A 19,410-nucleotide genomic window follows, 5' to 3' on the forward strand; every position below is an offset into this window, starting at 1 on the left:
TACCCCCTACATATACAATTTTATCTCTCTTTTTTGTATTTCACCACAACTCATCTTTATGGCAAACAAATTGCATTAGTTCTTACCAAGAATCATTTTCGTCAACTATCCGTCATTTCTACTGTTAGTCGACTGTTTGGGAGAAACCTATGCAAATCGGAGCAAACTCTTTATTGCAAGAGATGAAGTCACTGAGTGGAGAGATCCCTACAGGCAGTATCACTCCCCAGATAACGCAGCAGGTAAGAAGCACTTCAGGTAGCGATTTTGGTGAGTTGTTATCACAGGCTGTTACCAGTGTCGGTGAGCTACAAGCTAACTCTGGGGAGTTAGCTTCTCGGCTCGACATGGGAGACACAAGGGTTACCTTGTCTGACACAGTTATTGCGCGTGAGAAAGCCAGCGTAGCATTTGAAGCGACAGTTCAAGTGAGAAATAAACTGGTGGAAGCCTATAAAGAAATCATGAGTATGCCTGTATAATACGTTGCATTACTTAGGGTTTATCTATTTTTAGTTGGTATTTTGACCACAAATGATTAATAGACAAGCAGGGATCTATTTTGAGTACAGATATGGTTGTAGGTACAAATTCCACATTGGCAAGTGATGATATTGCCGGTGGCGTTCAGGAAGAGAATAAATCAGGTGGACTTGGCTCATTTGGTGGGGTTGATATGTTACGCCAAGTGACAATGGTGCTTGCACTTGCTATCTGTCTTGCTGTGGCTGTCTTTGTCATGTTGTGGGCCCAAGAGCCAGAGTTTCGACCATTGGGTAAAATGGCAACTGAAGATATGATCCAAGTACTCGATGTGTTGGATAAGAATAAGGTTGCTTATAAAATAGAGGGTGATGTTGTTAAAGTGCCTGAGGAGAAGTATCAAGAGGTCAAATTGATGCTTAGTCGTGAAGGGGTGGATAGCGCGTCAAGCAGCACTGACTACCTGAGCCAAGATAGTGGCTTTGGTGTAAGTCAACGGATGGAACAAGCGAGGCTTAAACACAGCCAAGAGCAAAATTTAGCTAGAGCGATTGAAGAACTAAGAAGTGTTACTCGTGCAAAAGTGATATTGGCCATTCCAAAGGAGAATGTATTTGCAAGAAATCGCTCGAAGCCTAGTGCTACCGTAGTGATTAGTGCACGCCGTGCAGGTTTAGGTCAGGAGGAGGTCGATTCGATAGTCGATATCGTGGCTTCTGCGGTGCAGGGGTTAGAGCCAACTCGTGTCACCGTTACCGACTCCAATGGTCGTTTGTTAAATTCAGGCAGCCAAGATGGTGTGTCGGCTCGAGCTAGACGAGAGCTTGAGTTGGTTCAGCAGAAAGAGTCTGAATACCGCAATAAAGTTGAATCCATATTAATGCCGATCCTCGGTCCAGAAAACTTTACATCTCAAGTTGATGTGAGCATGGACTTTACCGCTGTTGAGCAAACCGCAAAGCGCTTTAACCCAGATTTACCAGCACTTCGCAGCGAGATGACAGTTGAGAATAGCTCTAACTCGGGAGCGATAGGCGGTATACCTGGTGCTTTGAGTAATCAGCCTCCAATGGAAGCGAACATTCCTCAAAATGCATTAGAGGGTGAACAGAGTGAAGCAAGTAAGAACCCAGGCTCTTCTCATAAAGAAGCAACTCGTAATTTTGAATTAGACACCACCATCAGCCATACCAGACAACAGATAGGTGTCGTTAGACGTGTTAGCGTCTCTGTGGCTGTCGATTTTAAGCCAGGTCCCGCAGGTGAAGATGGACAGGTCAATCGAGTACCAAGAACAGATCAAGAGATGGCCAACATTCGTCGCCTACTTGAAGGGGCGGTTGGTTTTAGTACCCAGCGTGGTGATGTGATTGAGGTGGTAACAGTCCCCTTTATGGATCAATTGATCGAAGAAGCACCGGCACCTGAATTATGGGAGCAACCTTGGTTCTGGCGTGCCATTAAACTTGCCATGGGTGGCCTAGTGATCCTCGCGCTGATCCTGTTTATCGTCCGACCTATGCTGAAGAAACTTATCTACCCAGATAGCAGCAATCTCCCTGATGAGCCAAAATTTGGAGATGAGTTAGCAGAAATTGAAGATCAATATGCATCGGATACCTTGGGGATGTTAAACCGTCCTGAAGCTGAGTATAGCTATAATGATGATGGCTCTATTTTGATACCAGATCTGCATAAAGATGATGATATGATTAAGGCGATTAGGGCACTTGTGGCTAATGAGCCGGAACTGTCTACACAGGTCGTTAAGGGTTGGTTACAAGACAATGAGCAATAATACAGAAGTGGCTGAGGCCGGGGGAAAAGGCACATCGGTAATCGATGACCTTACAGGTGTCGAAAAAACAGCGATCTTACTGCTAAGTTTAAGTGAAGCGGATGCCGCATCAATTCTTAAACACTTAGAGCCGAAGCAGGTACAGAAAGTGGGTATGGTGATGGCGGCCATGGAAGACTTTGGCCAGGAAAAAGTTATTGCTGTACATCAGTTGTTTCTTGATGAAGTACAAAAATACTCCTCAATTGGCTTTAACAGTGAGGAGTTTGTGCGTAAAGCTCTGACAGCTGCATTAGGTGAAGATAAAGCAGGCAACCTGATCGAACAGATTATTATGGGAAGCGGTGCGAAGGGATTGGAGTCGTTAAAATGGATGGATTCTCGCCAAGTTGCGACGATTATTCAAAACGAGCATCCACAGATCCAAACCATTGTTCTCTCCTATTTAGAACCTGATCAGGCGGCTGAAATTTTTGCACAGTCTCCTGAGAATACCCGTCTGGATCTGATGATGCGTATCGCTAATTTGGAAGAGGTTCAACCTGCGGCCTTGCAGGAGCTGAATGATATTATGGAGAAACAGTTTGCTGGTCAAGGTGGTGCTCAGGCTGCCAAGATGGGTGGTTTGAAAGCTGCGGCTAACATCATGAACTACTTAGATACAGGTGTTGAAAGTCAGTTGATGGAGACGATGCGAGAGTCTGATGAAGAGATGGCGCAACAGATCCAAGACTTAATGTTTGTATTTGAAAACCTTATTGATGTTGATGACTTAGGGATTCAAGCACTGCTAAGAGAAGTTCAACAGGATGTCTTGATGAAAGCGCTCAAAGGCGCAGATGATCAGCTCAAAGAGAAAATATTGGGTAACATGTCTAAACGTGCTGCAGAGTTACTGGCCGATGATCTCGAAGCCATGGGGCCTATTAGGATCAGTGAGGTGGAAGTGGCGCAGAAAGAGATCTTATCCATCGCTCGTCGTCTAAGTGACAGTGGTGAAATTATGCTGGGCGGTGGTGGCGGTGAAGAGTTCTTATAATGAAGTCCAATAAACCTGAAGGCCCAGGCGAAGTTCACCCACCTGAAACTGATATTGAGTTTAGCCATTGGCATATCCCGGATGTAACGACAGCAGTTCCCGAAGATGTCTCTAACCTTTTTGGACGAAAATCGGCTCAAAAACCGGTCACGGAGGAGCCTGACTCAATTTTACCTCCGACCTTAGGGCAGATAGAGGAGATTAGGCAGGAAGCTGAAAATGAAGGTTTTGCACAGGGAAAAGAGGAGGGGTATCAAGCTGGCCTCGAAACTGGGCGTTTAGAGGGACTAAAGCAGGGCCATGATGAGGGATTCGAGCAGGGAAAAGAGCAAGGTTATCAAGAGGGGGCTGAGAAAGCACTAGAGCTCATTAAACGGTTTGAAGGTTTGCTTGAGCAGTTTGAAAAGCCCCTTGAACTGCTTGATAATGAGATAGAGCAGGAGCTTGTATCATTGACATTAAAGCTATCTCGCGCTGTGATTGGCCATGAGATTAAAACCCACCCAGAACATATATTATCAGCATTGAGGCAAGGTGTTGACTCGCTGCCTTTGAAAGAGCAAGGGGTTGTGATCCGCTTGCACCCAGAAGACCATGAGTTAGTCGACTCGTTATACAGTGCCAATCAATTAGAGAAAAATCGTTGGGATCTAGAGAGTGATCCAAGTTTGACTCCTGGTGATTGTATTATTCTAAGTCAGCGAAGCAGTGTCGATATGCGACTTGAGAGTCGAATGAGTACTGTATTGCAGGAACTAGAGAGTCACGAGCAGAATTTAAGCCAAACTGTTGAGCATCAAAAACAGGCCTTAGATATCGCCTCTGAGCCGAGTAAAGCGGTAGAGGCTGTGCCTGAAGAGGAGCTCAATGTTGAGGCTCAACAGGAGAGCGCTGGTGAAGTAACTGATGAGCCAAATCATCATGTTGAAAATGGCAAAGCTCAAAACACTGATGATGCTTCTCCAGATAAAGCGGATTAACCCTTTATTCCTATATAACTGACGATTTATGATCCTCATTCTAGGTATTTATTTCAGAGCAAAAGGCGAATACAAAGATGCATAGCCGCCAAAACCAACTGCTGAATAGAATCAAGCAACAGTCTGGAAAAGTACACCCTTTCATCGCAGAAGCGAGTGGCCAACTAGTGCGTGTGGTTGGTTTAACGTTAGAAGCTACCGGCTGCCGCGCGCCTATCGGTAGCCTTTGCAGTATAGAGACATTAGCGGGAGAGCTTGTTGCCGAGGTGATCGGTTTTGACGATGAGCTCCTGTATCTCATGCCCATTGAGGAACTTAGAGGCGTGTTACCTGGCGCTAAAGTTACCCCTCTTGGTGAACAGAGTGGCTTGAATGTGGGCCTTTCTCTGTTGGGAAGAGTACTTGACGGTAATGGTTTACCTTTGGACGGTCTAGGCCGATTACAAACTGATCAAAAGGCTCCAAGACATGCCCAGTCTATTAACCCCCTGTCGCGCAGAGCAATCACTGAGCCTTTAGATGTCGGCGTGAGGGCTATCAATGCCATGTTGACTGTGGGTAAAGGACAAAGAATGGGGCTTTTTGCGGGATCAGGTGTCGGTAAAAGTGTCTTGCTTGGCATGATGACTCGTGGAACCACTGCCGATGTCATTGTGGTGGGCTTGGTCGGTGAGCGTGGCCGAGAGGTTAAAGAGTTTATTGAAGAGATATTGGGCGATGAAGGGCGAGCTCGCTCTGTCGTTGTTGCGGCACCTGCAGATACATCACCACTTATGCGATTACGAGCTTGTGAAACATCGACGCGTATCGCGGAGTATTTTCGGGATCTAGGCTATAACGTACTTCTATTGATGGACAGTTTGACTCGCTACGCACAGGCACAAAGGGAGATTGCATTGGCGGTTGGCGAGCCTCCTGCAACTAAAGGTTATCCACCTTCGGTATTTGCAAAGCTTCCTAAGTTAGTTGAAAGGGCGGGTAATGGAGGGCCTGGACAAGGTTCCATCACAGCATTTTATACTGTGTTAACTGAGGGGGATGACCTGCAAGATCCTATTGCTGATGCTGCTAGGGCAATCTTGGATGGGCATATAGTCCTCTCGAGACAACTGGCTGATTCTGGACATTATCCAGCAATCGATATTGAAGCGTCAATAAGCCGTGTTGCGCCTATGGTCATTAACCCTGAGCATTTAGAAGCGATGCGCCGAGTTAAGCAAGTTTACTCCCTCTATCAGCAGAACAAGGATCTTATCTCTATCGGTGCCTACACCCAAGGGAGCGATCCAAGAATAGATAATGCTATTCGCTTGCAACCAGCCATGAACGCTTTTTTAAGGCAAACCATGAAGGAAGCAATTCGATTTGACAGCAGTGAGCTTATGCTGAGCCAGTTAGGCGCTCAGTGTAAAGTTTAATGACAAGTGTTTTTAAACAGCAAGAGTTGGTGGTTTAATGGCGAAGCATGATCCGTTAGATACAGTGTTAAAACTTGCAAAAGAAGCTGAAGAGCAGGCGGGCTTGCAGCTTAAGTCGGCGCAATTGATGTTGCAAAAGTGCCAGAGTCAGCTTGAAGCGCTGAGGAATTACCGTCTCGATTATATGAAACAGATGGAAAGTCATCACGGTAAAAATATCAGTGCCAGTTATTACCATCAGTTTCATCAATTTGTCAGGCAGGTAGATGAAGCCATTACTAAACAGATCACCTCTATTCAAGAGGCTGATTCCCAGAGAGAGCACAGACAGAAATATTGGCAGGAGATGCAACAAAAAAGGAAAGCTGTTGAATTGCTACTCTCTCATAAAGCAGATAAAGCCCAACAAGCTGAACTAAGGCGCGAACAAAAAATGACCGATGAGTTCGCATCTCAACTGTTTTACCGTCAACGTACTCGTTAACCCATTTCTTTTCCCTCTAACCTCTTCTTGGCATTGAAATTGCTTCGCTTATAGATATAGATCTTGTCGGCCTAGTCGGTCGACATTTTGACGCTGACTGTGAGCCTTTATATTATTGACAGGCAGTGTTTTTTTGGAGGCTTTATGCAGAAGATGACCAATGTACTTTTAGCCAATAACAAAGCTGAAAGTAAGCCAAGTACAGAGAGTAAACAAGTCACCCAAAGTGATGGAAAAACGACTAAGGATAGTGATTTCTCCACTGCATTACAGCAAGCAAGTGTTGAAGCAAAACAACAGGTTAAATCTGCATCCAAAGAAACTTCAAACAGCGAAAGTAAGCAAACTCGTGCTCAAGATCCTGAACTTCAAGCTAAAGCTGAAGGCAGTATTGTGGCTGAAGAGGCAGCTGAGCAAGATGGTGACTTGATTGATGTATCCCATGTATTGGCGCAAATCAATCTGGCCTCAGAGTTAAGTAAAAGTACCTTAGAGTCAGAGAGTAAGATTAGCGGCGATAGTTTGCCGCTTGATGAAATGCTCATTGATGAGCAATCCATTGAAACCTTAATGGCCAAAATTGATGGAGAGACCGAACAAGACCTCGATATTGTCGATGCAGAAACGTTAGAACCTCTTGATGAAAAGCTGTTGGCTGAATTACAAAGGCAAAGCGGTCTTACAAAAGAGGAGTTACAAGCACTTTCACCTGAGGTCTTGAATCAGCTCGTTGTACTCGTTAACAGTGGTGGTGATTATCAAGCGATGCTGGATGCCATTGAGAGTGATAAAATCTTGCCTGATGATGTAGCCATAACCGGACAAGAAGCTGAACTCTCCGATGCCGAGTTGCCGCATAACATGCAAGCATTGGCTGGTATCACTGCAGAGAAAGAGATGAAAAAAGGGCAAGGTTCACCGAGCAATAGTGAGACAAAGCCATTAACAGGTGAACAGTTAAGACAAGTAGAAACTGCTAAAGAGGGGCATTTAGTTAAAGGAGAAGAGCCTAAAGTCAATCAGCTTCAAGGGCAAGAGCTAGCGTCAAAGCCAAAATTTGATAACGACAAGTTCAGTAACATTTTAGGAGAGAAAACCTTAGCCCAATCTGAAGCTGCATCTAAGGCGAATAAAACAGATGGTCAAGTTATTGCCGAGCAGCAACTTAAAGGAGCTGAATTAACGGTAAAACTGCAGCCTGTCAAAGCAGGAGTTGAGCAATCCATTGTATTAAGTGAATCGTTACAGGGGGGAGAGTCTAAGTTGCAACAAACAAGTTCCCTGTTATCGCCTCAACCTCAACGAACAGATATCGCTCAGATACAAGTGTCATTAAGACAAAGCAATGAACAGCAGGTTCAGTTACAAGATATGATCCAGCGATTTGCTCCAGTGATGAAGCAGCAGTTGGTTACCATGGTGAGCCAAGGGGTTCAACATGCTGAGATTAGGTTAGATCCACCTGAGTTAGGCCAGTTAATGGTAAGAATTCAAGTGCAGGGCGATCAAACTCAAGTGCAGTTTCAGGTGGCGCAGCATCAAACCCGAGATCTTATTGAGCAGGCTATTCCACGATTGAAAGATCTCTTATCTGAGCAGGGGATGCAATTGACTGACAGTCACGTTTCTCAAGAAAACTCGAACAATGGTGAAGGTGAGCAGGCAAGCGAGGATAATGGAGATCAATTTACCTCTGAACTGGATGAAATCTCAGCAGAAGAATCATTAATAAGCTCAAAACAAGCAACTAGTTACCGTTCGGGTATAGATTATTACGCATAAGCAGGTAACCTATAGAGATCAATGTGAGGATCGCGCCAATTTTAGCTACAATCCTTATTATGAATACATTGCAGATCTAGCGTTAACATCTAGAGGCATTTTAAAAAAGGAAATAAAATGGCTGATGAAGAATCATTAGAACTTGAAGAGAATGGCGAACCGAAAAGTAAGAAGAAGCTAATTTTTGGTGTCATTGGCCTCGTTTTATTATTGGCGATTGGGGGGGGAGTTTGGTTTTTCTTAGGCTCAAGCGAACCTAGTGATGAGGCTGTTGTTGAAGGTGAAGCGGCTGAAGTGGTTGAAGAGGTGAATACCGGAGAGGCTTTCTATGTCGGTATGCCTAGGCCATTTCTGTTTAACTTGCCAGGTGCTGCCCGTTCAAGGTTAGTTGAGATTAAAGTCCAACTGATGGTTCGTGGTGGTGACGATGATGTCTTAATTAAAAAACATATCCCGTTAATTGAAGATGCACTGCTGACCACTTTTAGCAGTGCGGATGTTCAAAAAATGAGCTCTTTGGCTGGGAAAGATGAATTACGCCAATTAGCACTGTTAAACGTTCAAAACACGCTCCAGCCTGTTACAGGGCGAAAAGTTGTCGAGAAAGTACTGTTTACTGGCTTTGTGATGCAGTAACTGGTGACTGAATTTATTAAGTTTTTCCGATTCAGATTAACTATATGATGTTATTGCTTTTGGGTAGAAACTCTTACCTTAAAGCAATGAGTATCAAAACGTTTGTATGATGAATCGTCCCTTTTTAGTTTAATAAGGCTATATTGTGAGTGATCTATTAAGCCAAGACGAAATTGACGCGCTACTTCACGGGGTAGATGACGTAGAGGAAGAGGAAGTTGATGAGGGGGGAGTGGATGCTCGCTCCTATGACTTCTCCTCCCAAGATCGTATTGTGCGCGGACGTATGCCTACGCTTGAGATTGTCAATGAGCGTTTTGCTCGCCACCTGCGTATCAGTATGTTCAATATGATGCGTCGTGCAGCCGAGGTTTCCATCAACGGTGTACAGATGCTTAAGTTTGGTGAGTACGTACACACGCTATTTGTTCCAACCAGCCTAAATATGGTGCGCTTTAACCCGCTTAAAGGAACTGCGCTTATCACCATGGAAGCTAGATTAGTTTTTATTTTGGTGGATAACTTCTTTGGTGGCGATGGACGCTTTCACGCTAAAATTGAGGGGCGTGAGTTTACTCCGACAGAAAGACGAATTGTGCAACTGCTGCTGAAGATTATCTTTGAAGATTATAAAGATGCTTGGGCACCAGTCATGGATGTAGAGTTTGATTATCTGGACTCAGAAGTTAACCCTGCAATGGCCAATATTGTAAGTCCGACAGAGGTTGTTGTTATCAGCTCGTTCCATATTGAGGTCGATGGTGGTGGCGGTGATTTCCACATCACTATGCCTTACTCCATGATTGAGCCGATACGAGAGCTTCTCGATGCCGGTGTACAAAGTGATACGCAAGATACCGATATGCGTTGGTCTCAGGCATTAAAAGACGAGATCATGGATGTTAATGTTGGCCTAGATGCAACGGTTGTTGAACATGAGATCACACTTAAAGATGTGATGGAGTTGAAGCAGGGGGATATTATTCCTGTTGAGCTTCCTGAGCATATCATTTTGCGTGTTGAAGACCTGCCAACTTTTAGGTGTAAATTAGGTAAAGCTCGGGATAACCTCGCGCTTAGAGTGATCCAGAAAATTCCTCGACCTGAAACAGCCAAATCTGAGCTTCATTTGATTACCCGTAAAGCGAAAGTTCGGGAAGTGAAAGAGTTATAACATGCTAAATAGCGTGTTTCCCAATAAATATCATGGTTTAACACGTTGTTTGATGATGAAATATTAAGGTGTAAAAGATGAGTACTGAAGATACTGGTGATGATTGGGCAAATGCAATGGCTGAGCAGGCGTTAGAAGAGGCCGAAGCTGTTGAACTTGACGAGCTGACTGATAATAGCACAGCAGCGGATCTGTCAGAGGAGGATGTTGCCAAATTAGATGCGATTATGGATATCCCAGTGACCATCTCTATGGAAGTGGGACGTAGCTTTATCAATATTCGTAACTTGCTACAACTTAACCAAGGTTCGGTTGTTGAGCTGGACCGCGTTGCAGGTGAGCCTTTGGACGTCATGGTTAATGGCACGCTTATCGCTCATGGCGAAGTTGTGGTGGTTAACGATAAATTTGGTATTCGTTTGACTGATGTGATAAGTCAAACGGAACGTATTAAAAAGCTTAAATAAAGGCCCTAAAATGCTCTCATTGCTAGTTGGCGGTGCTACAGCCGCCTCTGAGTTAGCGCCCCCCGTGGAGAAAGGCACTGGGATGGACGCGTTATTAAATATGATGGGAGGACTGATTATGGTCCTCGTGTTGATATTTGTATTAGCCTATATCGTTAAACGGCTTAACTTAGTGCCAGCTAGCAATGGTGTGTTGAAGATGGTGGCGGCAACACCACTTGGACAAAGAGAGAAAGTGGTGTTGATAGAAGTTGAGGGGCAGCAATACTTGCTAGGGGTTACCGCTCAGCAGGTAAACTTGATCGATAAGCTCGACACTGCTGTCAAAACAGATCCTGACTCCTTCGCAAATCGACTGCGTCAAGCTAAGACAAAACAACTATGAATCGATTGTTGCTATTAATTACCTTCACGTTACTGCTTTTCTCTCCTGATATTTTTGCACAGGATGGCATATTACCTGCCGTGACCGTGTCAACTGGCGCCGATGGCGATACTCAATATTCGGTCACAATGCAGATATTGCTGCTGATGACGGCGTTGAGCTTCCTGCCTGCCATGCTCATTATGTTGACATCGTTTACACGTATTATCATTGTTTTATCTATTCTTCGCCAAGCCATTGGTTTACAACAAACCCCCTCCAATCAGGTCTTGATTGGCATGAGCATGTTTCTTACTTTTTTCATTATGTCACCGGTTTTTGACAAGGTTTATGATAGCGCGGTAAAGCCTTACATGAATGAAAGCATGAACATAGAGCAGGCATTTCATGTTGGAAAAGAGCCCATTAAAGAGTTTATGTTGGCGCAAACCCGGGTAACAGATCTGGAAACCTTTGTAGAGATCTCTGGTTATCAAAATATTAACTCAGTAGATGAAGCTCCTATGAGCGTCATCATTCCAGCATTTATCACCAGTGAGTTAAAAACAGCCTTTCAGATAGGCTTTATGCTATTTGTCCCATTTCTGGTACTCGACCTTGTGGTTGCTAGTATTTTGATGGCCATGGGTATGATGATGTTATCTCCTATGATTGTCTCTTTGCCCTTTAAAATTATGTTGTTTGTACTTGTCGATGGCTGGAGCTTGGTTATGGGTACTTTGGCAAATAGTTTTGGGACTTAGGGGGCTATATGAGTCCAGAATCACTGGTTGATATTTTCCGTGAAGCCTTATCCGTCATCGTTACTATTGTTTCGTTGATCATCTTACCTGGCCTAGTGATTGGTCTTATTGTGGCGGTTTTTCAGGCTGCAACCTCTATCAATGAGCAAACCTTAAGTTTTTTACCTCGTCTATTAACGACACTATTTGCGCTTATGTTTCTGGGACATACATTGATTCAAACCATGATGGAGTTCTTCTTTGAAATGGTGAATATGATCCCGCAGGTGATTGGCTAATGAGTGTCTGTGATGCATTTTTTTTGAATATATGTCTGCTTAGAGAGCAGAGCATGGTTAGTCTGAGTCGATAACCATGGAGATATTAATGGGGACCTTAATGGATGCTATTGCATCCTATATGTGGCCATTATTCCGTGTCGCCAGTATGTTGATGGCGATGGCGATTGTCGGTGCCAATACAACCCCAGTTAGAATACGACTGCTGCTCTCGATGACCATTACATTTGCCATCGCCCCCGTACTTCCTCCCATGGAAAACGTTGATCTATTTTCTATCTCATCAGGCTTTATTATTTTTCAGCAGATAATCATTGGCGTGGCAATGGGGTTTGTTACTTTACTGGTTATGCAAACTTTTGTCCTAACGGGTCAAATTATTGGTATGCAGACAAGCTTAGGTTTTGCGTCAATGGTTGATCCCTCATCCGGTCAGCAAACACCTGTGATCGGTAACTTCTTTTTGCTGCTCACCACCATGATATTTTTAGCTGTCGATGGTCATTTAGTATTAATTCGTATGTTGGTTGTTAGCTTTGATACCATTCCAATTTCCGACCAAGGGATCAGCATTGCAAGTTATAAGCTATTAGCGGAGTGGGGGGCATATATGTTTGGTGCTGCCTTGACTATGTCAATGACAGCCATTGTTGCCCTGCTTATGATTAACCTTTCATTTGGTGTCATGACACGGGCATCCCCTCAATTGAACATCTTTGCCATTGGTTTCCCGGTTACTATGGTTACAGGGCTATTCATTCTATGGTTAACCTTAACCCCGATTATGGAGCATTTTGGCGCGGTATGGCGCGATGCACAGCTGCTTTTATGTGACATCGTTGAACTTCAATGTAATGTCGATGGAAGGTTTTAATGTATGGCTGAAAACGACAGTAGCCAAGAGAAAACCGAAGAGGCAACCCCCAGACGCAGGGAGCAAGCGCGAGAAAAAGGTCAGGTTGCCCGTTCAAAAGAGTTAGGTACCTCTGCGGTTCTCCTCGCTTCAGCAGTCGGCTTTGTCATGGCAGGTCCTGGCATTGCAAAAGCATTAGCGTCAATTATGACGAATCTATTTACCATTGATAGAGCACAAGTATTTGATACAAATGAGATGTTTCTTATATGGAAGTTTATTGGGCTTGAGTTAGCATTTCCTATTTTAAGTTTGATAGCCTTTCTAGCGGTTGTATCATTTATTGGTAACATCGTCCTCGGTGGGATCACTTTTTCGGTTAAAGCATTTATGCCCAAGCCTGATAAGATGAGCCCTATCAAAGGTTTTAAGAGAATGTTTGGTGTACAAGCCTTGGTTGAATTAACTAAAGGTATCGCTAAGTTTTCGGTCGTTGCCTTAGCGGCTTACTTTCTGCTCAGTTTCTATTTCGATGATATTTTAGCCCTCTCTCGTGAGCATCTTCCTGGTAATGTTTATCACTCTTTAGATTTACTTGCATGGATGTTTATACTGCTTTGCTCCTCTACCTTGCTCATTGTGGTTATCGATGTTCCATTTCAGATCTGGAATCATAATAAGCAGTTAAAAATGACCAAACAGGAGATTAAAGATGAGTACAAAGACACCGAAGGGAAGCCTGAGGTTAAAGGAAAAGTAAGGCAGATGCAGAGGGAGATGGCGCAAAGGCGAATGATGAGTGAAGTGCCTAACGCTGATGTTATCGTGGTCAACCCTGAGCATTACGCTGTGGCTGTAAAATATGATGCAATGAAGTCCACCGCGCCTTATGTGTTAGCCAAAGGGGTTGATGATGTTGCATTTAAAATTAGAGAGATAGCACGAGAGCATGAGGTTGCTATTGTTTCTGCTCCCCCTTTAGCTCGTGCGATTTATCATACGACGAAAATTGACCAAGAGATCCCTGAAGGGTTATTTACCGCTGTTGCTCAGGTGTTAGCTTATGTATTTCAGCTTCGTCAATATCAACAAAAAGGGGGAAGAAAGCCGACTCCCATTCCCGTCAACCAGCCCATTCCTGATGAGTTAAAGCATTAAGTCATGTTTAATTATACTTTCGCTGTTAATTTGTTCAGTTGGAAAGCTGAAACATTCATTTAACGGGATTTAAGGAGTATAGTGACAAACTTGGAAAATATTAATTAAATCAACCGCTATTAATTAATGAAGTATATTGGCTTAAATCTTGCTGTATCAGAGCTAGATGTCAAAGTTTGGACTCTTTTTAATGGATGTTAAAGCAAGCCTAGGTCAGTTTAAAAATATTAAACCTGCTCATTTTAAAGGGGTGGGGACTCCACTACTTGTACTGGCAGCCTTGGCGATGATTGTGCTGCCAATACCTGCATTTCTGCTTGATATCCTGTTTTCTTTTAATATCTCATTAGCATTAGTTATTTTACTTGTGGCTATCTATACGGATAGACCATTAGATTTTGCTGCTTTCCCTAGTGTTCTGTTGGTTGCGACTCTCTTGCGGTTAGCACTTAATGTCGCTTCGACTCGAGTGGTATTACTTGAAGGGCATAATGGCGGCGATGCTGCTGGTAAAGTGATTGAAGCCTTTGGCTCAGTGGTCATTGGCGGTAACTACGCCGTGGGTTTGGTTGTATTTTTAATCCTCATTATTATCAACTTTGCCGTTGTAACAAAAGGTGCTGGTCGAATTTCAGAGGTGAGCGCTCGCTTTACCTTGGATGCTATGCCGGGCAAGCAGATGGCCATTGATGCCGATCTAAATGCGGGGGTGCTCAATCAAGACCAAGCTAGAATACGACGGGCTGAAGTGACAAAAGAAGCCGACTTCTATGGTGCGATGGATGGTGCTTCTAAATTTGTAAAAGGTGATGCCATAGCGGGAATAATGATCTTAGTGATTAATATACTAGGTGGCTTTGTCATTGGTATGGTTCAGCACGATCTTGATTTTTCAACTGCGGTTGAGATCTACACTCTGCTTACCATTGGTGACGGCCTAGTGGCTCAAATTCCTGGTTTGCTACTTTCAATCGCCGCTGCATTAATGGTGACACGTCAAAACGAGTCTGGTGACATGGGCCAGATGATGATGAGCCAGATGTTTGACAGTCCTAAGTCAATTGCTATCGCATCAGGTGTGTTATTGATTATGGGGATTGTACCAGGCATGCCCCATTTTGCTTTTATCTCTTTCGGCATAATCACGGCTTCTATCGCTTATTTTCTTCATCGAAAACAAGAGAGTAAGCGAGCGCATGCATTAGAACTTGCGCAGAAGTCTCCTGCTGAAACTGCTGACGCTAAACCAAAAGAGTTAAGTTGGGATGATGTACAACATGTTGACACTATTGGTTTAGAGGTGGGGTACCGTTTAATTCCTCTTGTTGATAAAGGCCAAGGCGGTGAACTGCTTGGTCGAATAAAGGGGGTGCGTAAGAAGCTTTCTCAAGAACTGGGCTTTTTAGTGCCGGCTGTGCATATACGCGATAATTTAGACCTCTCTCCAAACAGCTATCGAATCTCTTTAATGGGAGTTGCCTCCGGTGAAGCTGATATCAGACACGATTGTGAGTTAGCGATTAACCCAGGTCAGGTGTACGGCAAACTTGATGGAGTTGAAACCACAGATCCTGCTTTTGGCTTAGAGGCCGTTTGGATCGCCCCAGAGCTAAGAGAACATGCGCAATCATTAGGTTACACCGTTGTAGATGCTGCCACGGTTGTTGCTACTCATTTAAGCCAACTATTGACGAATAATGCGGCCAAGTTACTTGGCTATGAAGAGGTTCAGCAGTTGATGGATATGCTGAAGAAGCACTCTCCTAAGCTTGTTGATGGATTTATTCCTGATGTTATGCCCTTAGGTACTGTGGTGAAAGTGATGCAGAATCTACTTAATGAAGGAGTGTCGATCCGCGACCTTAAGACGATAGTACAAACTTTGTTAGAGTATGGGCCAAAGAGTGCAGATACAGAAGTGCTTACTGCAGCGGTTCGAATTTCGCTAAAACGTATGATTGTTCAGGAGATCAGCGGGCCTGAAACTGAAATCCCTGTCATAACTTTGGCGCCAGAGTTGGAACAGATGTTGCATCAGTCTATGCAAGCGACAGGGGGGGAAGGTCCGAATATCGAACCGAGTCTTGCTGAACGAATGCAGAAGTCTTTAGAAGATGCATCACAAAGGCAAGAGATGATAGGGCAGCCCGCAATATTGCTTACTTCAGGTATGCTACGTTCAACCCTATCTAGGTTTGTTAAGCATACAATCCCGAATCTAAGGGTTATCTCCTATCAGGAAGTACCCGATGAAAAGCAGATAAGAATAGTGTCTGCAGTTGGCCAGTAGAGGGTGTGTAAGTGAAGATTAAACGATTTTTAGCAAAAGATATGCGCACAGCCCTAGCTCAAGTCAAAGAGACTCTAGGCTCTGATGCTGTCATTATGTCAAATAAAAAAGTGACAGGTGGCATTGAAATTGTGGCGGCAGTTGATTATGACGAACCTAAGCCCAATTTACAGAAAGCTCCAAAGGCACCGGCGACGCCAAGCTTCATGGATCTGGCTGAAGAGAAGATATCGCTGGGTTTTAAAAGACCAGTAAGAACCGAAACTAAGGCAAATCCTGCCCCGGCTGCAGACTCCTTACAAGCATTACTTGAGCGACAGCAAAGTAGAGTGAACCAACAAGCTAGCAATAAAAGTGCTGAGCTGGAGATGCCTGACTGGGCGAAAGGGTTACAAGCTCCTGAGGTAAAGAAAGTAGCTCCTGAGGTTGAACCCCAGCAATATACGCAAAGAAACCATGGGAATTCGAAAGCTAATTCAGGGTCTAATCAAGAGATGGATGCCATGCGTGAAGAGCTGGCATCGCTACGTAATTTACTGACACATCAAGTGACCTCTCTATTATCTGAGCAGAAAAGCCGTACAAACCCAGTGGGCGCCATGTTAGAAAGTAAGCTGTTAGAAGCTGAGTTTTCTCCAATGGTAGCGACAAAACTATCAGATTTAAGTGAACACTATCAGCCTGCTGAATTAGTCAAAGCTTTGCCTCGTTGCTTAGCAAATATGCTCGATAATCAGGGAGATGATATTGTTCGTCAAGGTGGTGTTGTTGCTTTTGTCGGTCCAACTGGAGTAGGTAAAACAACCACAGTGGCAAAGTTAGCCGCTCGATTTGCTGCACACCATGGTTCAGATCAAGTTGCACTGATAACAACAGATCATTATCGTATTGGAGCCTTTGAGCAATTGGCAACCTATGGCAAAATAATGGGGTGCCCAGTTAAGCAGGCTCATGATCTCAATGAGTTGGAACAAATTCTTTATCAGTTCCGTAATCGCAAGCTAGTATTGATAGATACAGCGGGTATGGGACAAAGAGATCTAAGACTTTTTCAACAACTAGATAATTTAGCTGCAAATAGCAGATTACCTATCAGGAGTTATCTGGTACTGTCAGCAACAGGACAGAGAAGAGTATTAGAAGATGCTGTCGCACAATTTAAGCGAATTCCGCTTTCGGGGGCCGTGTTAACTAAACTTGATGAGTCAGTTTCTTTAGCGCCAGCGTTAAGCGTATTGATACAAAGTGGGTTACCATTAAGTTATGTTACTGATGGTCAAAGGGTTCCTGAAGATATGCAAGTTGCTGATACATTAGCATTAGCAAACAAAGCGCTGTCAGTGTTAAACAGGAAAGAACAAGCAATAGAACAAAACAGTGAGCGCTCTGAAGAAAGGGCCTATGCATTTGAGTAAAGTGATGACTCGGGATCAAGCAAGTGGTTTACGTATGATGAATCAACCATATAACGATAAAGTAAAAGTAATAGCGGTTTCTGGTGGTAAGGGTGGCGTTGGTAAAACCAGTGTGTCAATTAACACAGCTGTTGCATTGGCAGAGAAAGGTAAGCGGGTTTTAGTTTTAGATGCGGATTTAGGACTAGCCAACGTTGATATTATGCTTGGGCTTCGTGCTGAGCGTAACTTGTCTCATGTATTATCCGGTGATGTTGAACTGGATGATATCATTGTGCGTGGTCCTAAAGGCATTGGAATCATTCCTGCGACCTCCGGTACTCAAGCAATGGTGGAACTCTCTTCTGCTCAGCATGCTGGGCTTATTCGTGCATTTAGTGAGATGCGCACTCAGTTTGATGTCTTGATTGTTGATACAGCAGCTGGGATTTCAGATATGGTGCTGAGCTTCTCCCGTGCATCGCAAGATGTATTGGTCGTTGTGTGCGATGAACCTACCTCTATCACTGATGCCTATGCGCTTATAAAAATATTAAGTAGAGAGCATGGCGTCTTTCGCTTTAAAATAGTTGCAAATATGGTGCGAAGTTTACGGGAAGGTATGGAACTCTTTGCTAAGCTTAGTAAAGTTACAGATCGTTTCTTAGATGTCGCATTAGAATTGGTCGCTACAATTCCTTTCGATGAAAACTTGCGAAAATCTGTACGTAAGCAAAAATTGGTTGTAGAAGCGTTTCCAAAGTCGCCTGCCACCATCGCTTACCATGGCTTAGCAAATAAGATTATTAGCTGGCCTATTCCTCAACAACCAGGAGGACATTTAGAGTTCTTTGTTGAGCGATTAGTACAGAAGCCAGAGTATCAAGAGGACAGAGCGAGTGAGTAAAACCGCTGCGTATACTTGTTTAGATAATAAAGCTTCAATCGTTGAACAGTATGCTCCATTGGTTAAAAAGATTGCTCACCATCTTTTAGCGCGCTTACCAGCGTCAGTTCAAATTGATGACCTGTTACAGGCAGGGATGATGGGGTTACTCGAAGCTTCTACAAATTTTGATGGCAGTAAAGGCGCAAAATTTGAAACCTTTGCTGGAATACGGATCCGTGGCTCTATGCTTGATGAGATACGCCGTGGAGACTGGGTTCCAAGGTCGGTACATCGAAATCAGAGGCGTGTTGCTCAAGTTATCGATGAGTTAGAACAAGAGCTAGGAAGAGATGCAAAAGACACTGAAATTGCTCAAAGACTTGATATATCGCTAAATGAGTACCACCATATTCTTAATGATGTTTCAGTTGGAAAGGTGGTTGGAATTGAAGATTTAGGCGTGTCACTTGATGTTGTTGGTCAAGCAGAGGAGCGAAAGGATGACACTTTTGAATCGATTGCTGATGTTGAGTTTCATACAGCCTTGGTTGAAGCGATTAAGCTTTTACCAGAAAGAGATGGATTAGTTTTGTCGCTTTACTATGATGAAGCGTTAAATTTAAAAGAGATTGGGTCCATTCTTGAAGTTAGTGAGTCACGAGTTAGCCAGATACTAAGTCAGGCAATGCTCAGACTAAAAGCTAAACTTAAGCATTGGACAAATAATAAGATCACGTAAGTAATAATTAGAGCTCCGCGGAGGACACTTTGGACAAGAATATGAAGATTCTCGTTGTTGACGACTTCTCAACAATGAGGCGTATCATCAAGAACTTGTTAAGGGACTTGGGTTTTAACAACACTCAGGAAGCTGATGACGGTTCCACAGCATTACCTATGCTGCAAAAAGGCGATTTTGATTTTGTCGTTACCGATTGGAATATGCCAGGAATGCAAGGTATTGATCTATTGAAAGCCATTCGTGCTGACGATGAATTAAAGAATATTCCTGTATTAATGGTGACTGCTGAAGCTAAGAGAGAGCAGATCATTGCAGCGGCTCAGGCTGGTGTTAATGGTTATGTTGTCAAGCCGTTTACAGCTGCAACATTGAAAGAGAAGTTAGACAAAATTTTCGAACGACTCGGTTAATCAAGGT

Annotated in this window: 20 protein-coding genes; all 20 read left to right on the forward strand. The window is 43.7% G+C overall.

Annotation, left to right across the window (positions count from 1 at the left end; translation table 11 throughout):
- The first annotated feature begins 149 nt into the window (after positions 1-149).
- The 20 genes from fliE (at position 150) to cheY (ending at position 19,403) form a co-directional block, all read left to right on the forward strand.
- Positions 150-482, forward strand: coding sequence for a flagellar hook-basal body complex protein FliE (gene fliE, locus K0625_RS15985; RefSeq protein WP_220110609.1), 333 nt, complete (start codon positions 150-152; stop codon positions 480-482).
- A 92-nt stretch (positions 483-574) separates the two neighbouring features.
- Positions 575-2,281, forward strand: coding sequence for a flagellar basal-body MS-ring/collar protein FliF (gene fliF / locus K0625_RS15990; RefSeq protein WP_220110704.1), 1,707 nt, complete (start codon positions 575-577; stop codon positions 2,279-2,281).
- Positions 2,271-3,320 carry a flagellar motor switch protein FliG gene (gene fliG / locus K0625_RS15995; RefSeq protein WP_220110610.1) on the forward strand — a complete coding sequence of 350 codons (1,050 nt, stop codon included), beginning with the start codon at positions 2,271-2,273 and terminating at the stop codon, positions 3,318-3,320. The genes fliF and fliG overlap by 11 nt, the downstream gene beginning before the upstream one ends.
- A complete protein-coding gene (gene fliH / locus K0625_RS16000; RefSeq protein ID WP_220110611.1) occupies positions 3,320-4,300 on the forward strand; it encodes a flagellar assembly protein FliH in 981 nt (326 codons plus the stop codon). Before fliG ends, fliH begins: the two co-directional genes overlap by 1 nt.
- A gap of 77 nt (positions 4,301-4,377) precedes the next feature.
- Positions 4,378-5,718: a flagellar protein export ATPase FliI gene (gene fliI, locus K0625_RS16005; protein ID WP_220110612.1), complete on the forward strand. Its 1,341-nt coding sequence runs from the start codon at positions 4,378-4,380 to the stop codon at positions 5,716-5,718.
- Between the two features lie 37 nt (positions 5,719-5,755).
- A complete protein-coding gene (gene fliJ / locus K0625_RS16010; protein ID WP_220110613.1) occupies positions 5,756-6,202 on the forward strand; it encodes a flagellar export protein FliJ in 447 nt (148 codons plus the stop codon).
- 144 nt (positions 6,203-6,346) lie between these two features.
- Positions 6,347-7,984: a flagellar hook-length control protein FliK gene (locus K0625_RS16015; RefSeq protein ID WP_220110614.1), complete on the forward strand. Its 1,638-nt coding sequence runs from the start codon at positions 6,347-6,349 to the stop codon at positions 7,982-7,984.
- A 117-nt stretch (positions 7,985-8,101) separates the two neighbouring features.
- Complete coding sequence (gene fliL, locus K0625_RS16020) at positions 8,102-8,620, forward strand: flagellar basal body-associated protein FliL (protein WP_220110615.1); 519 nt, start codon at positions 8,102-8,104, stop codon at positions 8,618-8,620.
- A gap of 145 nt (positions 8,621-8,765) precedes the next feature.
- Positions 8,766-9,794, forward strand: a complete 1,029-nt coding sequence (gene fliM, locus K0625_RS16025; protein ID WP_220110616.1) for a flagellar motor switch protein FliM — start codon at positions 8,766-8,768, stop codon at positions 9,792-9,794.
- Between the two features lie 77 nt (positions 9,795-9,871).
- Positions 9,872-10,261, forward strand: a complete 390-nt coding sequence (gene fliN / locus K0625_RS16030; protein WP_220110617.1) for a flagellar motor switch protein FliN — start codon at positions 9,872-9,874, stop codon at positions 10,259-10,261.
- A gap of 10 nt (positions 10,262-10,271) precedes the next feature.
- Positions 10,272-10,646, forward strand: coding sequence for a flagellar biosynthetic protein FliO (gene fliO / locus K0625_RS16035; protein WP_220110618.1), 375 nt, complete (start codon positions 10,272-10,274; stop codon positions 10,644-10,646).
- Positions 10,643-11,389, forward strand: coding sequence for a flagellar type III secretion system pore protein FliP (gene fliP, locus K0625_RS16040; protein ID WP_012324260.1), 747 nt, complete (start codon positions 10,643-10,645; stop codon positions 11,387-11,389). The genes fliO and fliP overlap by 4 nt, the downstream gene beginning before the upstream one ends.
- An 8-nt stretch (positions 11,390-11,397) precedes the next feature.
- Complete coding sequence (locus tag K0625_RS16045; protein ID WP_012324261.1) at positions 11,398-11,667, forward strand: flagellar biosynthetic protein FliQ; 270 nt, start codon at positions 11,398-11,400, stop codon at positions 11,665-11,667.
- Positions 11,668-11,743: 76 nt separating this feature from the next.
- Entirely contained in the window at positions 11,744-12,541 is a 798-nt protein-coding gene (fliR, locus tag K0625_RS16050) for a flagellar biosynthetic protein FliR (RefSeq protein WP_220110619.1), read from the forward strand.
- Between the two features lie 3 nt (positions 12,542-12,544).
- The gene (gene flhB, locus K0625_RS16055; protein WP_220110620.1) at positions 12,545-13,678 is read left to right on the forward strand and encodes a flagellar biosynthesis protein FlhB; all 1,134 of its coding nucleotides are present in this window, start codon (positions 12,545-12,547) and stop codon (positions 13,676-13,678) included.
- 190 nt (positions 13,679-13,868) lie between these two features.
- Complete coding sequence (flhA, locus tag K0625_RS16060) at positions 13,869-15,968, forward strand: flagellar biosynthesis protein FlhA (protein ID WP_220110705.1); 2,100 nt, start codon at positions 13,869-13,871, stop codon at positions 15,966-15,968.
- An 11-nt stretch (positions 15,969-15,979) separates the two neighbouring features.
- The gene (flhF, locus tag K0625_RS16065; protein WP_220110621.1) at positions 15,980-17,383 is read left to right on the forward strand and encodes a flagellar biosynthesis GTPase FlhF; all 1,404 of its coding nucleotides are present in this window, start codon (positions 15,980-15,982) and stop codon (positions 17,381-17,383) included.
- 4 nt (positions 17,384-17,387) lie between these two features.
- On the forward strand, positions 17,388-18,269 hold the full coding sequence (locus K0625_RS16070; RefSeq protein ID WP_012324266.1) for a MinD/ParA family protein: 882 nt from the start codon (positions 17,388-17,390) through the stop codon (positions 18,267-18,269).
- Positions 18,262-18,990: an RNA polymerase sigma factor FliA gene (locus tag K0625_RS16075; RefSeq protein ID WP_012324267.1), complete on the forward strand. Its 729-nt coding sequence runs from the start codon at positions 18,262-18,264 to the stop codon at positions 18,988-18,990. The genes K0625_RS16070 and K0625_RS16075 overlap by 8 nt, the downstream gene beginning before the upstream one ends.
- A gap of 29 nt (positions 18,991-19,019) precedes the next feature.
- Positions 19,020-19,403, forward strand: coding sequence for a chemotaxis response regulator CheY (cheY, locus tag K0625_RS16080; protein WP_012324268.1), 384 nt, complete (start codon positions 19,020-19,022; stop codon positions 19,401-19,403).
- Positions 19,404-19,410 lie beyond the last annotated feature (7 nt).

The organism is Shewanella nanhaiensis (assembly GCF_019457885.1).
GTDB classification, from domain to species: domain Bacteria; phylum Pseudomonadota; class Gammaproteobacteria; order Enterobacterales; family Shewanellaceae; genus Shewanella; species Shewanella nanhaiensis.